Below are 16,845 nucleotides of genomic sequence, written 5' to 3' on the forward strand. Positions count from 1 at the left end.
TTACCGGAGGGATTTTTTTATTTAATTCACATGGGGAAGTTTTAACTTCTTAATTAAGTTTTTATAGATAGTATCATTTTTAACCTCTTTTTGGAAAGGAAGTACCCCTAGATAACTCAAATCATGACTCCTTTCATCATAGGCAATTTTTAACCACTCCAACACCTTTTCATCATTTTTAGCAAAATTGTAAAATTGATAAATGACGTGAGGAGGAACATACGCTTGGTTTCTTGCCTGAACTAAAAAGTCTGCTGCTTTTTCATATGCACTTTGGTTGCCATTTTTTTCTTTTTCATTCTCCATAAACTCGGCAAGTTCAATGTTACCCACTAATTTTTGAAATGAAATAAAAAGTTCAAATGCTTCTTCAACATTTCCTAATGCATTTTGGGCATGAGATCTCGGCCAATTAGCGAAAGGGTTGTTGGGCCCCATTTTTATGGCATTTTTAGTGATCGAATCAGCGGCATGAAATTTCTCCTGGGCAACATACACCACTGCCTTTAAACCATGTACAAAAGGGTTGAAAGGATCATTTTGGGTAGCAATATTGGCGTATTTAGTTGCCTCTTCAAAACGTCCAAGACAAGCCAATAAATGTGCGTAATAGATATTATTAAATGAATTATTTGGATTTAATTCAAGGGATCGTTTAAACTCTTGTTCACCCATTTCCCAATTATAATCACCCCATACGTAGGCACCAGCCATCGCACCGTGAGCATCATAGTTGTTCGGACCCAATTCTACGCCCTTTTTGGCATTTTCCATAATTAAATCATGTGCATCCAAAGGGTTAACCATACCCAATACCATCATAAACAGGTTGGTATAACTTAAACCTGTGTAACCACCATAAAAATCAGGATCTATTTTTATCACCTCATTGAAAATATTTAAGTTTTCAAGCATGGCAGGAGGCGTAAACAATGAAAGGTTAAATATGCCCCTTAAATATAAATCATAGGCTTTGGGGTCTACTTTCCTAACCTCGGGAAATTCGTCTTCAATAGCATCCGAAAGAACCAACTTTACTTCCTTTGCCACATCTTTGGTAACATCCTGATGAATTTCTAACACATCCGAAATAGGACGGTCATAACTTTGGCTCAAAATTGTTTTTTCAATAGGAAATGCCTGAATCAATTTTATCTGAATCCGAAGATTGTCATCATATCTTAATACGGATCCTTCAATTATTGCATCAACGGATAACTCATCTGCTATTTGCTGTATACTTTTTTCTGTTTCCCTGTATCTGTCTGTGGAAGTTCTACTAGGTATTCTAAACTTATTCAATAGGGATAGAGAGCCAATGAGTTCATCTTGTATACCGTCTACAAAATAAGTTTCGGACACGTTTGATGAAATATTCTTGAAAGGAATTACCGCTATTGATTTAATTTCAGTTTTATTAGCAATTGAAAATACCTGTAATTTATCTAGCAACAGAAAAATTACAGCTAGGCTCAAACCAGTAATTATGATTTTATTTAATTCTGTTTTTCTCTTTATTAAGGTTTCTTCGTCTAATTCTTCATGGTCAACCTTTACAAACCCTTTTTTACTATAATCATAGAAATAGGTTACCGCTAACCAAATAGGAAAAACAATAATGAGACCTATCACAATGAGTCTTACATAATCTTGGCTGATACCAAATAAATCAAAAAGTGATAAACAGACTTGTATAATAAGCCATGATACCGCTACATAAGAAATTGCAGATCTCAATACATTTCCTTGTTGAAGTCGTTTAAGGAAATCCGGTTTTTTCACGATGGTTAGTTATAGCTCATATAAAGATAGTTTGTTTAAATTTTAAAGTCAACTAACCGATATTGAAAAACATTAATTTACATAGGGGAGTTTCAATTTTTTTATAAGATCCTTATAAATTGAATCGTTTTTTATTTCTGGACTAAATGGAGCTACACCTAGATATGCCATGTCATGCCCATGTTCTTTATAGGCTATCTGTAGCCATTCTAAAACTTTTTCAGTGTTTCCAGCTTTATTATAAATATAGTATATGAGATGAGGAGGAACGAAATGGTCTTCCCTTATTTTTTCAAAATACATGCCTCCATAATTGTAGGCTTTTTTAAACCCTTCAATCTGTGCAATTGAATCCATTTTACTGCCGAGGTAATCTTGGTTAGTTAATTTTAAATAAGTCATATATTCCTTAAATGCCTGTGCTTCATTGCCTAATTTTAATGAGGCGGTAGATTTTGGAAAGTAAGCGAATGGATTACCAGGATCCATATCAATTGATATTTGAGCAATACTATCTGTAGCCCACCATTCTTTATTTGCCCTTTTAACCACGGACTTCAATCCAAATACAAATGGATTTAATGGATCAACCTCTGTCGCCTTATCGGCATAATAATTTGCTTCTTCAAACCTTCCCAAACAGGCCAATAAATGGGAATAATAAATATTGCCAAAAGAATTGCTAGGATTATGTTTTAGACCCTCCTTAAATTTCTTTTCGCCATTTTCCCAATCGTAATTAACCCACACATCCACTCCTGCCTGTATACCAATATCCTTTGAGTCTAAATCTCTAGCCTTGGCAGAGTTTTCAAGAATGATGTCACGTACCTCTAATGGTTTTACCATCCCCAAAACCATCATAAACATATAGGCAGATGAGACACCTTGATATCCACCAAAAAAAGTTGAATCAACTTCTTTCGCCTTATTAAAATAGTTTAGACTTTGTTGAATTGATATTGGTGTAAACTCCGATAACTTGCTTTGTCCTCTCAAAAACAATTCATAAGCATAGGGATCAACTACAGGTTTTTCATCCAAAGTCTTTTGTGTTTGATCTGTCAATGCTACTTTCACTTTATCTACAACGTCCTTAGTAACCTCCCGGTGAATTTGAAGCACGTCTTTAAGTGGTTTGTCATATTGCTGGGTAAGTATGGTTTTTTCAATTGGAAATGCCTGAATAAGCTTTATCTGAATCCTTAAACTATTTTGGAAAAGTAAGACTGAACCTTCAATTATGGCATCCACAGACAATTCCTTAGCTATTTCCTGCACACTTTTAGTTGTCTTTTTATACTGGTTTGTTGATGTTTTAGAGGTAACCCTAAGATCCTTTACCATAGCCAAAGTGCCTATCAATTCATCCTGCATGCCATCTACAAAATAGGTTTGCGCATCGTTTCCTGAGATGTTTGAAAATGGGATTACGGCAATCGATCTTAAATCTGAACCTGATTCACCTGAAAATATAAAAATCCTATCTAGGACCAATATGATGATTGCCAAACTAAGGACAGTAATAATTGTACGGTTTAACCTAGACTTCGACTTTAAAATTGTTTCCTCATCTAATATGGATTGATCCGTTTTAGTAATGCCTTCTAAACTGAAATCATATAGGTAGGTGAGGAGTAACCAAATTGGGAAAAGGATGATTAATCCAACCAAAATGAGCCGGATATAACTGTCGCTTATGCCAAATAGCGGAAAGAGTAGGGAGCAAGCCTGTAAAATTAACCATGAAACAGCCATATACGAAACGGCGGATCTCAGTACATTTCCTTGTTGAAGTCGTTTAAGGAAATCTGGTTTTTTCACGATGGTTAATAGTAGTTATTATAAAGATAGGAGGATTGTTTCTGAAAATCAAGTTTTAAAATAAGGGCACCAACAAATTGTATTTAATTAGCATAGGGGATTTTCAGTTTTTTAATAAGATTTTTATAAATGGAATCATTCTTAACTTCAGAACTGAAACCGCCAATACCAATATAGGCCAAATCATGACAACGTTCCTCATAACCTTTTTGAAGCCATTCTAGTACCTTTTCAGTATTATCTGCTTTAGAATAAATTTGATAAATAGCATGTGGTGGGACGTATGTAATTTTCCTAAGTTTTTCCAAATACTGACCTCCAAAATTATAAGCTGCCTTAAAATCCTCAATCTTGGCAATTGAATCCATTTTAATAGCCAATTCGATATTACCTATTAGTTTATTGAAGGTTAAAAATTCTTCGAAACTTCTTCTTTCTTCACCTAACATTTTAGAAACATTATTTTTAGGTGCATATGCAAAAGGATTGGAAGGATCTAATTCTATTGATCTATTCGCTAAACTATCCGCTTCATTATATCGTTTACTTGCAGCTTTTACCACAGCCCCCAAACCAAAAACAAAGGGATTAAACGGGTCATTAACTATAGCTCTATCCGCATAAAAGTTTGCCTCATCAAACCTTCCTAAACAAGCCAATAGATGGGCATAAAACATATTATTTGAGGATTCACTAGAATTAATGTTTAAAGATTTTAAAAAATGTTTTTCGCCATTTTCCCAATCATAACTAGCTCCAACATAAGCATTTGCCAATACACTTTGCGCTTCAAAACTATATGGATCCATTTCCACGCCTTTTTGCGCATTCTCCATAACCAAATCCCTGACTTTTAAAGGGTTCACCATTCCCACCACCATCATATGCAAATATGCACTGCTTATACCTGAGTAACCTCCAAAAAATTTTGGATCAATTTCCTTGGCCTTTTCGAAATAAGACAGTCCCTGCTTTATTGATAAAGGAGTGATTTCATTTAACTTACTTCGTCCTTTAAGGTAAAGATCGTAAGCAATAGGGTCTACTTTTTTGGCGTCCTTTAAATTCATTTTAATTGAATCAGACAACATGAGTTTAACTTTTTCCGCAACATCCATGGTTACTTCCTTATAGATTTTTAAAGCATCGGTTAATGGTTTGTCATATGTTTGACTCAGAATGGTTTGTTCTTCAGGAAAGGCTTTAATAAGTTTAATTTGGATTCTTAAACTATTTTGGAAAAGCAATACAGAACCTTCAATTATGGCATCCACCGACAATTCCTTAGCTATTTCCTGTATACTTTTTGTTGTCTTTTTATACTGGTTTGTTGAAGTTTTTGACGTAATCCTAAAATCCTTAACCATGGCCAAAGTGCCTATCAATTCATCCTGCATACCATCTACAAAATAGGATTGCGCATTATTTCCTGAAATGTTTGAAAATGGAATTACTGCAATCGATCTTAGGTCTGAGCCTGATTCACCTGAAAAAATAAAAATCCTGTCGAGAATCAATAAGATAATAGCCAAACAAAGGACGGTAATAATTGTACGGTTTAACCTAGCCTTCGACTTTAAAATAGTTTCTTCATCCAAGGCGGATTGATCCGTTTTGGTGATGCCTTCTGAAGTAAAGTCATATAGATAAGTGAGGAGTAACCAAATTGGGAATAGGATGATTAATCCCACAAAAATGAGTCGAATATAGCTGTCACCTATCTCAAATAGTGGAAAGAGTAGGGAGCAGGCTTGTAAAATTAACCATGAAACAGCCACATAGGAAATAGCGAATCTCAGTACATTTCCTTGTTGAAGTCGTTTAAGGAAATCAGATTTTTTCAAAATGGTTAGTTGTAGTTATTATAAAGATAATGCCTTTATAATTGAAATTCAAGTTTTTACAATCTGTAATTTTTATTAACTTGAAGAAGATTTTAAGTCATTTATTAAAATGTTCGATTCCTATAAACATTTTTTAGAAACCCCTGGTTATAGCAAAATTATAGGTGATGATTACCTGATTGTTGAATTTAAGTGTCCAATAAAAGAAGAATTATTTGCAGCCTGGTCTGAATGCCATAGTGTCGTATATGTACTCAATGGTCAAAAAAAATGGATTACCCCTCAAGGAGATTATCTGGTCAAGGCAAATGAATCCATCTTCGTTAGAAAAGGAGCATTTAAAAACAGACAGTATTTTGAAGAAAGTTTTTGTGTACTAATGTTTTTTATGAAAGATGATTTTATTAGAAGATGTGTTGAGGAAGATATTAAAAAGGAAACTGCTTCTGCAAATGCTATCGAGCACCCTGATGTTGTTTATCGGATTAATATATCTGAAAGCCTTGAAACCCTATATCATTCCTTTTTCTCCTATTTAAAGAATCCTGATAAAACTCCCCAAAAAATAATTGAACTTAAATTTAGAGAAATGCTCCTAAACATTTGTCTAAATCCATCGAATGCTAATATTAAAAATATACTATATACAATATCTCATAATATTGGCGGCTCTATAGAGCAAATTATGGAAGAGCAGTTCATCTATAATCTGAAAATAGAAGAGTATGCGCGACTCTGTGGAAAGAGTGTGTCAACCTTTAAAAGGGAATTCAAAAAAATATATGGTACTACCCCCGGGAAATGGCTTCTGGCAAAACGTTTAAATTTTGCCAGGGAATTATTATTAGATACGCATTTAACTATTCAGGAGGTTTGTTATGAATGTGGCTTTGAAAGTGATTCCCATTTTATAAGGAGCTTTAAATCTCACTTCGGTGTTCCTCCTAATCAATGGCGTGAGGCAAGGATAAACACAGCTAGCTGAATTTATCTAAGCCATCAAACTTCTAGAAATCAAGTTTAATGGCTTTACCTAATTTCTTCCGACTAAATTTCTTCATTAACGGGTTCTCTTAATTTTTTCCAAGCCGAGTGTCCACCTTCTAGGTTAAAAACATTTTTGATCCCATTTTCCTTAGCTTTTATGGCTGCCACATAAGACATTACTCCTCCTGTACAACAGAATAGAAATGACCCTTCTCTATTAAATAACGAGTTCGGATTGCTATTTCGTGAATCCAGTTCCATTTCAACATCATCGAATGGAACATTAATGGCGCCAGGAATAGCACCTTGATTTTTAATTCCTTTAGGGCCTCTAACATCAATAATAGTATATTCGTGATTGTTGATGATTTCTTCCAATTTATCGACGGAAATTTGATCAATAATTTCCGTCGATTTATTTAACTTCAAATTTTGAGTCTCCATTATACGCCTAATTAAAGATTTTAAATTGAAATGGTTTCAGCTCCCTCTAAAATTAATTGATGTAACGCTGTAGAACCGACCAATTCTATTTCATCCATCAAATCTTCCTCGGTGTATCCTCTAACAGCTGAACAAGGAGGGCAAACCATTATGCGACATTTGTTATTGACAATATTGTCAATCATTTCCTTCATGGTAGGGTCTTTTGGATTTAAATGGGCAAATGTTGCTGCTCCTTTTCTAACCCAATCTACTCCAGAACTCACTAAAAATACACTTACGTCCAGACCAGTTTTAATCCCTCCATTTGCTATACTCCAACCTACAGATGCTCTTTCGTCATCCATTCCCTTGGTAATAATAATTACAACTTTCTTTTTTGTACTCATGATTAATTGATTTTAATTATTGGTTTTGTTATGAGACAAATTTAAAGTGCTTAATAATCAATAAATTGACTCTTAGGTTCAAATGATTGACTAATTAGACCTAATGGATTGCTAGAAAACAAATTAATTACCTTTCCTAGTTTCCATACTCAAAAATTGTAAATAGATAGAATTAGTGACCATTCTTTCTTTATTAAATGCATTTTAAGCGTGTTACATTCAAGCTGTTGCTCTTAATTAAGTAGTTTTTTTTACTCGTTTTTAATCCCAATTTAATTGGACAATTTTATAATCAGTACGATAGTTTAAAAATTTACGCAACCGTTTGCATAAACATATGCTAATTGGTATCTTTAAGCAATTATTTTAATGTAAAAAAAACAATGAAAAGAAGACTTATTACGGTTTTTATCTGTTTCCAAATACTTTCATGTAGTACCGATGATGGTGGTGGAGTACAGGTAGGTGGTCCTACAGGTCCATCTACTGGTGGAGGTGAAACAGGAGATCCCTTTTTATATGAACCTACTGATAATTTACAAGATTTAGCAAGCTTTCCGATAGGGAACATCGTTTCCGCACAACGAATAGCTTCTTCTACAGCTAACGATTTCAGGGATTTATTGTCAAAGGATTATAACAGTATTACGGCTGAAAATGATATGAAAATGGCCAATATGTTTTTGGGTCCAGATAATTTTGATTTTAGTGATGGCGATGCTATCGTTGCCTTTGCCAAAACAAATGGCATGAGAGTCCATGGACATGCTTTAATTTGGCATCCGTCATATGCTATTCCGGATTGGCTTGAGAATTTTAGTGGAACTGATGAAGAATTTTCAGCCCATATTGAAAATTATATAAAAACTACAGTAGCTCATTTTGCCCAAGAAAAGGACACCAACGGAAATTCTATAGTTACAGGATGGGATGTTGTTAATGAATATTTTGATGGAAATGCTATAAGATCTACACTTTTTACCCAAAGAATGGGTCAGAATTATATTGAGAAAATTTTTCAATGGGCACGTGAAGCAGATCCTGATGTATTATTGTTCTATAATGATTATAATATTGCTGGTCAGACTGATAAACGGAATGCAATTCTATCCATGGCATCAAATTTTAAAACTAATGGTATTCCTATTGATGGAATAGGAATGCAAATGCACTTGAGTTTAACCTGGCCATCATCTCAAGAAATTTCACAGGCATTAACTGATGTGGCCAATGCTGGATTATTAGTACATATTTCTGAGTTGGATATAGGAGTAAATCCAAATGATGATATCACTAGTCTAACTCTAAATCGTGCACAACAACAAGAAGATCATTATAAACATGTTACGTCTGAATATACTTCAATTGTTCCAGCTAGTCAACAGTATGGTATTACTATTTGGGGTGTAAGAGATCAGGATAGTTGGAGGTATGATGGGGGAACCGAATGGGCATTGCTTTATAACTCAAACTATGAATTTAAAATTGCACATCGCGGATTTGCGGATGGGCTTTAATCATAAACATTTATAGCCAAGCTTTTAGACATTTTGTTAGATTCGATTTATCAGAAAAGGGAACTGAATGCCTCATTATCGAACTTATAAAACGCTTCAGGTCACTTATAAAGTCAAGAATACTCAGTTTTTCACCATGTTCGGCAACTAGATATTACAGGCTTTTTAACAGCTAGATTATTATAATTAATACGACAAACAAGTTGAATAAACACTAATTACAATTTGAAATAATTATTAAATGAAAACACTTAAACAAATTTTTATACTCATAGTATTAATCCTAAGTTTCAATTGTAGTAGTGATGATAGTGGTGACGATACTGTAGGCGGGCCTACACCAACACCAAATCCAACAGACCCAACAGTATTACAATCTGATGCTTCCATAATTAAACCTTCAGAGGTTAAGCAGAATATCAGTGGTTTTGGCGCAGCAACGGTTTTTAGGCTTGAAAACCCTCTTAGTGCTTCAGATATGGACAAGTTATTCGGAACAGATAATGGTGAAGTTGGCCTATCAATGTTAAGAATACGGGTTGCCACAGATAATTATTCTAGAGGTATAGAGCTTGGACATGCCCAAATGGCAAAAGCCCGAGGCGCAAAAGTTATGGCCACACCATGGAGTCCACCGGCCGAAATGAAAACGAATAACAATTTGGTTGGTGGTTCATTAAAAACGGATTCATATGAAGATTATGCAAATTACTTAAATGATTTTACTAGTTATATGAACACCAATGGTGCTCCTCTTGATGCAATAGGTATCCAAAATGAAGGTGATTACCAGGTAAGTTATGAGTCCTGTGATTGGACAGCGGTACAGGTAAAGGATTTTGTTAGGGATTATGGACAGCTTATAACAAATACCAAAGTCATATCTCCTGAATCATTTCAGTTTAGACATGAGCATACAGATTTAATGTTAAATGACCCACAAGCAGTAAATAATGTTGATATTATAGGTGGGCACATTTATGGAACGCAATTACAAAATTATCCTTACCCTTTGGCTTTGGAAAAAGGAAAAGAATTATGGATGACCGAACACTACACTACTAGTGACAGAAGCGCCAATTTATGGCCTGACGCTCTTTTGGTTGGAAAAGAAATACATAACTGCATGGTAATAGGTCAGTATAGTGCCTATATATGGTGGTATGGCAAAAGGTATTATGGCTTTATTGGGGATGGGGAAGAAGGTACAGGAAATGGAGTGGTAACTAAGCGTGGATATGTAATGTCTAATTTTTCAAAATTTATTCGTCCTGGATACAAAAGAATCGAAGCTGGGGAAAATCCTCAAACCGATGTATTTGTAAGTGCCTATTCAGGCGATGGTAAAACAGTTATTGTAGCCATAAATGAATCAGGCCAAACCAAGGAACAGCAGTTTGTAATTACTGGAACCAATAGCACTAATGTAACTCCTTATATTACAAGTGCTTCTAAAAATCTCGAGTCTCAAGAAACTGTCAATATTGTATCAAGCATTGATGCATTTCTATATAATCTTCCACCCAATAGTATAACAACTTTCATAACTAATTAATAAGCAGCATAAAAAAGGAAAATTATTAACTAATGTATGGTGGGAGTTAAAATATTCAATGTTGGCACTGTTTTTATTATTTCAAAACACCGGAGGAACTGTTTAATTTAGTTTTAGAATATAAAAACCTTAAGTACTTCCATACTTTAATAATATCATCATTTAAAAAACCGCTTGTCAATGACAAGCGGTTTTTTAAATTAAATATTAAAGTTTCTAACTTAAAGAAATATTAAGTGTTATTGCACAAGACTCACTTCTAAATCATCTATATAAATAACTCCGCCTACATTTCCATCATAACTCATACTAATTGCAAATCGAGCATTATTAGGGCCTGCATTAGTTGTACTTGCAGTAAATTCATAAGTCACCTCGGTCCACTGATTGTTTGTAAATGCAGATTCTGGAGCAGCCCATTCTGCCCATCCTGGATCACCACCTTGATCTATAGCCACCTTTATGTTAGATATTCCTGACCCTTTAAACCACACACTTAGACGATAAGTTTTTCCATCCTCTACTGTCATACTTGAAGTAGGTTGTATATCCCAAGGGTTTGTGCCAATTTCATTTATTGTCATTTTTACGCTTTTATCTCCATCGTGACTTTCAGCATCCGTAATTTCACCACTAGCACGAGTTCCGTTTAATCCTCCCCATCCAGTTACACCATCAGCAGTTCCCAAAGCAGAATCCTCGAAACTACCATTTGTGTTAATTGGTGGTGGGGGTGGCGTGCCTGTTTGAATCAATGTAATATTATCAACGAAATAAACAGCATTTGCAATTACACCAAGATCTAAAACTGCTCTAGTTTGTTCTGCATTAGCCGTGAATAACCACTCAATTTGCTGCCACTCACCAGTAATGTCATAATTTCCACTATACATTGCGTCAGGATTTGTTGAAAATCTAATGTTTCCACCAACACCTGGAGAACCAGCTTGTGCTTTTATCCAAATAGATAATGAATATTCAGCGCCTACTACGGTAGGCACTGGATCACTTACAAATTGGGTTCTCCAAGCATCTCCTCCAGCGCCAACGGCCTTTAAAGATCGCCCAAAATAGGCTTCACCAGTAGATGTAGTAGCTGTCATTCCATCACCACCATTCCATTTACCCCAATTATTGAAATTATCTCCATCACCTGATTCTAATCCTCCATTTAATAGCAGATTATCACCAAACCAAAATTTTCCTGAAGCTATGGCTTCACCACCTGTTGTTGTTACTTTAACCTCAGAGGGAACATTCGGCGGAAGACCTGCAGGAATGGTTATTTTCAATTCCGTAGCTGTAGAGGAAACAACAATTGCTTCGATGTCTCCCACAGTAACTGACTGAAGATTATCCAAAGATGTCCCAACAATCGTTAATTCATCTCCCTCTCCCGCAGCACTAGTAGAAATTGCTGAAATAATTGGAAATGGTCTTGGGGTTATCGTGATATTGTTTGTGACTATATACCCCTTAGGCATCACCAAAGTAACCAATTTGTCACCAATTGGCATGGATTCCGATATCGTAAATTTTATCATACCTCCATCCAATTCATAAGGAATTTGATCGTTATCTATAAATACAAAACGAACTTCATTCAAATTACTGCCCTCAATAATTACCTGGTCGCCAGGGAAAATTACATTTGGCTGAACACTGTTAATAACTACTTCAGCTATAAGAGAATCGTCATCCTCACAACTTATTGCAAAAACAATTGGTATAATCAGCAAAAAGGTCCTGATAAATTTTAGAGTTTTTAACATGATTTTAAACACTTTTATTAGTTAGTAAATTATATGCTTATGATTAATTTAATGAAATAAATTATTCCTTTTAGCCAAAATGCCGTCGTCATTTATCAATTTCTTTCAATTCAACATAAATGAATTATAAAAAATTACACAGGATATCTTAAACAAGAACTTATTGCTGGTTCATTCACCTGTTACATCATAATTGTTAGGTACCAAATTTGCATTAATACCAAAAAAAGTATTGAAAAATTACGCTTATTGTAAATATACATAATATATTGTTTGACGCAACCGATTGTCTAGATTTTTTTACCATGATTTTCTAATTTATGATCTTATCAGAATGTCAATGGTTTTACCTGGAATTATAAAAAAGGAATTAGAGACTAAATCCTAACAAAAACTAACCGAATTCAACTCAAAAAATATTATAAAGTGTATCTTAACCCTTTTAGATATAATTGTAATAATTAGATTTAATTTTTGATGAAAATCCTCGGAATATCTGCTTACTACCATGATTCAGCAGCAGCAATTGTTGAAAATGGAATGGTTCTTTGTGCGGCCCAAGAAGAGCGGTTTTCTCGTATTAAAAATGATGCTGCATTTCCAATTGAAGCAATACAATTTTGTTTAGAGGAATCGGGTTTTACTTTTGAAGATATTGATCTAATCGCGTTTTACGATAAACCCTTTTTAAAATTTGAAAGACTTTTAGAGACTTATTATGCATTTGCTCCGAAAGGATTTATTTCATTTTCCAAAGCAATGCCTTTATGGCTTAAGGAAAAGCTTTTCATAAAACAGTTTATTCGCAAAAAAATTAAAGAATTAGGAGCCACCAATCATAGAAGCATTCCCATTAATTTTCCAGAACATCATTTGTCTCATGCCGCTAGTGCCTTTTACACTTCTCCTTTTAATGAGTGTGCATATCTAACAATCGATGGAGTAGGAGAATGGACCACCTCCTCTTATGGAGTGGCTAAAGGTGAAAGCGGGATTGAGGTTCTTGGGGAATTGCATTTTCCAGATTCCCTAGGATTGTTTTATTCCTCATTTACTTATTATTTAGGGTTTGAAGTGAATTCTGGTGAATATAAAATGATGGGATTGGCACCATACAGTAAACCAGAAAGTGAGCAAGTAATAAATTTTAAAGAATTAATAAAACAATTTTTAGTAAGCATTAAGCCAGATGGTTCCATTAAACTGAATATGGAATATTTTGAATTTGCAGTTGGTTTGAAAATGGTTAACCTTAAAAAATGGGTACAATTATTTGGATTTAGCAGACGATTACCTGAAGAAAAACTCTTACAGATACACGCAGATTTAGCCCTAGCTGCCCAAAAGGTATTGGAAGAAATTTTATCCCTGCTTATAAAGCATATAAAAAATATAACAAATAAAGAAAACTTATGCATGGCTGGTGGGGTAGCTTTAAATTGTGTGGCCAATTCAGAACTTTATAACAAGGACCTCTTCAAAGATATTTACATACAACCTGCCGCAGGTGATGCAGGAGGAGCTCTAGGAGCTGCATTGGCAAGTTGTTTTATCCATCAAGATTTAAAATTTAGAGGGTTACAAAAACCGTTTAATATCTATTTGGGACCAAAATTTTCTAATCTTGAGATAGAGCGTGTTTTAAAATCGAAAAAGTGTGATTACAAATATTTTGAAAATAGAAAAGAGCTAACGGAAATTGTAGCTAAATATATTTTTGATAAAAAAGTTATCGGTTGGTTTCAAGGAGCAACAGAGTTTGGACCACGTGCCTTAGGAAATCGAAGCATTTTGGCAGATGCCACTGATCCTGAAATGCAATCTAAGCTAAATATGAAAATTAAATTTAGGGAAGGATTCAGGCCTTTTGCGCCTGCCGTTTGCGAGGAAGATTACGACGACTACTTTGAAAGTGGGAAACAATCTTATTACATGTTATTTACAAGTAAGATTAAGAAGGGTTTAAGAAAAAACCTTCCTGATGGTTTCGATGATTTCAGTTTAGGGGATAAAAGAACATTTTCCAAATCTACCTTACCCGCTATAACCCATATAGATTTTTCCGCCAGGGTTCAAGTGGTTAAAAAAGATATGAATCCTGGATTTTGGGAATTGATTCAAGCTTATAAAAAGTTCAGTGGAATTGGGGTCCTTATAAATACAAGTTTTAATGTTAAGGATGAACCTATAGTAAATACACCTCTAGATGCCTATAATTGCTTTATGAAATCTGGCATAGATGTATTAGTTTTGGAGAACTACCTAATAGTAAAGTAAATGGAATTTATTAGTGAGTTTTTTTTATTCTTAAAAGAGCGAAAAAAATGGTGGTTGGTACCCCTAATAATCATTTTTGTTTTATTTGGGATATTAATCTTTTTCACGAGCAGTTCCGCTCTTGCCCCATTCATATATACTTTATTTTAATATGACTAGAGAAAAGGGCCTAGAAACCATCATAGTTTTAACTTTAGTTTCACTCGTTGTTTATTTAAAGTTTCCCAATCCATGGCTGATTTATTTAAGCCTAGCCCTTCTTGTAACAGGAACTATATCAACTAAAGCAACTTTATTTATAGGGGCCGTTTGGTTTAAATTTTCGCACTATTTCGGTATGGTAATGAATGTTGTAATCATGGGGATTATTTTTTACCTATTCCTTACACCATTGGCTTTGGTACAGAGAATTGTTGGTAAAAATAAATTGAGAATAAAACCCTATGGTGATTCATTTTTTCAACAGCGCCAACATCTATTTACAAAAAAGGATATTGAAAAACCTTGGTAGATTTTAGTCCTTAAAAAGCTCCATTGATTTGAATTCTTCAATAACCTTGTCGAAATCTTTTACTTCAAATCCTTTATTTTGAGCATTCTTTAGCGTTTTCTTCGCTAAACCGTTTTTGTTTAAACCCACAAAGGCTAGTGCTAGTTGATTTGCAGAAAGGGCAGAAGGCTCAATTGAATTTAACTTTGAAAAGTAAAATGCGGCTTTTTTATAATCCATCATTTTGAGGCACATAGTTCCGGCCATTTCGTAAACCTTTCCCTGCTCGGGATATTCAAAAATTAACGTTTGGGCAACTTGCAATGCTTTTTCATATTTCCCATCACTATTATACATGTTATAAGCCATAGCCATAGCATCGTCCCATTTAATAATATTTTGATTTATGTCTTGGGCGAGTTTTAATTCTCTGTATTTCCCTTTTGTGTTATTATCGAAAACGGAATCAATTTCCTGGTTTGAATTTAGGTTATAAGGCCATGAAATTTTTAATTTATCAATCACAATTATTCCTTGTATGGAATCAATCCGAGAAACAGGAATATCGCGTATAGCCTCATTAAATGATATATAATTACTCCAATCATTAAATAAATCCAATTCTTTTATTTTCTCATAAAACGCATCGGCCATTAGAAATTGACCTTTAATATTTGGGTGTACGTGTTCTGTCATTAATTCATTACCTACAATGTTAGAGGGTGAATGTTTGATAAATACTGTTTCCATATCTACCAATGGAAATTTGTACTTACTGGCCTTCTTTTGAATAATTTCATTGATTTTTTCTGGGGCACGGAACCTCAATAAATCTAATTCTTTGGCCAAATGAAGATATTTCTGTGCAGAATCTTTATTTTCTTGAAGATAACTTCTTCCTAATATATAGGCAGCTTTAGCATTTGAAGATGCAGTTTTTTTTATGATGTTATCTTGATAATCAACATTATTACGAAATTCAGTTTCATTTGGAAGGCCTTCACTTATAAAGGGTTGTATATCTTTTTCATTACTTACAACAGTTGATAATATAACTGGGATTTCATAGTTATTATATTTGGATAATAGTTTATCTAAATTACTTTGAAATTGATCCAACCCATCCTGATAAACTTTAGAATCTAATGGAATACGTTGTTCTTTAGCCATAACTTCCATTAATGTTGTAGTTCTTTCAGATGGTTTTTGAAAACTAGAGCTGGAGATTTTATGGTAGGTATTTTCTAAAAGTTGGAAAAAACGCAACTTTTTTAATTTGAGGTAAGAACGAATTACAAAAGGAAACGAACCATAAGAAATTGAGGAACCAATTCCATAGGCGCCATAATATTCATTATGTCCAGCATAAATGATAACTAAATCTGGGTTTTGTTTTATAATATCGTTCGCAATATCTAGAAGTGTATACGAATTTACAGCCGTCATCCCCGTATTTATGACTTCTACATTTTTGTCAGGAAATGTTAAGGATAACCTATGCTTTAGCATTCTAGGAAAAGATCCTCCTTTATAAAATGGAAAACCAACCACGGTTGAAGCCCCTTGAACAAAAACTCGAAAAGTACTATCCGTTTTTGTTTGTAAAAACAAGTCCGATTGGTTATCTGATCGTAAATCGTCATCCTGAAAATATTTCTTAGCCATTTTCTTATTCATGACTAAGTAATCAGGCTTATTATCCATTGGTATTCTATGAAACAGCTGATAATCTTCACCATACCCAACCATTCTTAATAAAACTTCAAGAATGAAAATGAAAATGAATGGGAGCGCAATGGCAATTAATTTAAAGACGACCTTTCTTTTCATGAATAAAATTAACTATTGAAAACACTAAATAAGGGCATTTAAATGTATAAACTAAATAAAAAAACTGCCTAAAGGTTCTTAATTCTTTAGGCAGCATTCATTTCTAACAAAACTAACTCAAATCAATTCTAAGC

Annotated in this window: 13 protein-coding genes; 6 read left to right on the plus strand and 7 right to left on the minus strand. The window is 34.1% G+C overall.

Annotation, left to right across the window (positions count from 1 at the left end):
* Positions 1–21: 21 nt before the first annotated feature.
* The 3 genes from ISU00_RS14605 to ISU00_RS14615 all read right to left on the minus strand — a co-directional run bounded on the left by ISU00_RS14605 (position 22) and on the right by ISU00_RS14615 (position 5,450).
* Positions 22–1,782 (minus strand): tetratricopeptide repeat protein, encoded by a 1,761-nt coding sequence (locus ISU00_RS14605; protein WP_228851411.1) that lies wholly within the window; start codon positions 1,780–1,782, stop codon positions 22–24.
* 72 nt (positions 1,783–1,854) lie between these two features.
* Positions 1,855–3,606, minus strand: coding sequence for a hypothetical protein (locus ISU00_RS14610; protein WP_228851412.1), 1,752 nt, complete (start codon positions 3,604–3,606; stop codon positions 1,855–1,857).
* Between the two features lie 83 nt (positions 3,607–3,689).
* Complete coding sequence (locus ISU00_RS14615; RefSeq protein WP_228851413.1) at positions 3,690–5,450, minus strand: hypothetical protein; 1,761 nt, start codon at positions 5,448–5,450, stop codon at positions 3,690–3,692.
* Positions 5,451–5,559: 109 nt separating this feature from the next.
* Between ISU00_RS14615 and ISU00_RS14620 the strand changes: the two genes are divergently transcribed.
* Entirely contained in the window at positions 5,560–6,435 is an 876-nt protein-coding gene (locus tag ISU00_RS14620) for a helix-turn-helix domain-containing protein (protein ID WP_228851414.1), read from the plus strand.
* 62 nt (positions 6,436–6,497) lie between these two features.
* Here the strand turns inward: ISU00_RS14620 and ISU00_RS14625 are convergent, their stop codons facing one another.
* Together ISU00_RS14625 and ISU00_RS14630 are read right to left on the minus strand one after the other, a co-directional pair.
* Complete coding sequence (locus tag ISU00_RS14625) at positions 6,498–6,881, minus strand: rhodanese-like domain-containing protein (protein ID WP_228851415.1); 384 nt, start codon at positions 6,879–6,881, stop codon at positions 6,498–6,500.
* 20 nt (positions 6,882–6,901) lie between these two features.
* Entirely contained in the window at positions 6,902–7,270 is a 369-nt protein-coding gene (locus ISU00_RS14630; protein ID WP_228851416.1) for a DsrE family protein, read from the minus strand.
* Positions 7,271–7,653: 383 nt separating this feature from the next.
* On the opposite strand from ISU00_RS14630, the gene ISU00_RS14635 reads away from it, so the two are divergent.
* A complete protein-coding gene (locus ISU00_RS14635; protein ID WP_228851417.1) occupies positions 7,654–8,787 on the plus strand; it encodes an endo-1,4-beta-xylanase in 1,134 nt (377 codons plus the stop codon).
* Positions 8,788–9,028: 241 nt separating this feature from the next.
* Positions 9,029–10,342 carry a glycoside hydrolase gene (locus ISU00_RS14640; protein ID WP_228851418.1) on the plus strand — a complete coding sequence of 438 codons (1,314 nt, stop codon included), beginning with the start codon at positions 9,029–9,031 and terminating at the stop codon, positions 10,340–10,342.
* 239 nt (positions 10,343–10,581) lie between these two features.
* On the opposite strand, the gene ISU00_RS14645 is transcribed toward ISU00_RS14640, so the two are convergent.
* Entirely contained in the window at positions 10,582–12,114 is a 1,533-nt protein-coding gene (locus ISU00_RS14645) for a carbohydrate binding domain-containing protein (protein ID WP_228851419.1), read from the minus strand.
* 477 nt (positions 12,115–12,591) lie between these two features.
* Between ISU00_RS14645 and ISU00_RS14650 the strand changes: the two genes are divergently transcribed.
* From ISU00_RS14650 to ISU00_RS14660, 3 genes are read left to right on the plus strand one after another with little or no spacing between them, the layout of a single operon-like run.
* Positions 12,592–14,391, plus strand: coding sequence for a carbamoyltransferase family protein (locus ISU00_RS14650; RefSeq protein ID WP_228851420.1), 1,800 nt, complete (start codon positions 12,592–12,594; stop codon positions 14,389–14,391).
* Positions 14,392–14,541, plus strand: a complete 150-nt coding sequence (locus ISU00_RS14655) for a DUF5989 family protein (RefSeq protein WP_228851421.1) — start codon at positions 14,392–14,394, stop codon at positions 14,539–14,541. It abuts the gene before it with no gap.
* A gap of 1 nt (position 14,542) precedes the next feature.
* Positions 14,543–14,902 (plus strand): SxtJ family membrane protein, encoded by a 360-nt coding sequence (locus tag ISU00_RS14660; RefSeq protein WP_228851422.1) that lies wholly within the window; start codon positions 14,543–14,545, stop codon positions 14,900–14,902.
* A 3-nt stretch (positions 14,903–14,905) separates the two neighbouring features.
* On the opposite strand, the gene ISU00_RS14665 is transcribed toward ISU00_RS14660, so the two are convergent.
* Entirely contained in the window at positions 14,906–16,711 is a 1,806-nt protein-coding gene (locus ISU00_RS14665; protein WP_228851423.1) for an SGNH/GDSL hydrolase family protein, read from the minus strand.
* Between the last annotated feature and the right edge of the window lie 134 nt (positions 16,712–16,845).

The organism is Aegicerativicinus sediminis (assembly GCF_015476115.1).
Lineage (GTDB): Bacteria > Bacteroidota > Bacteroidia > Flavobacteriales > Flavobacteriaceae > Aegicerativicinus > Aegicerativicinus sediminis.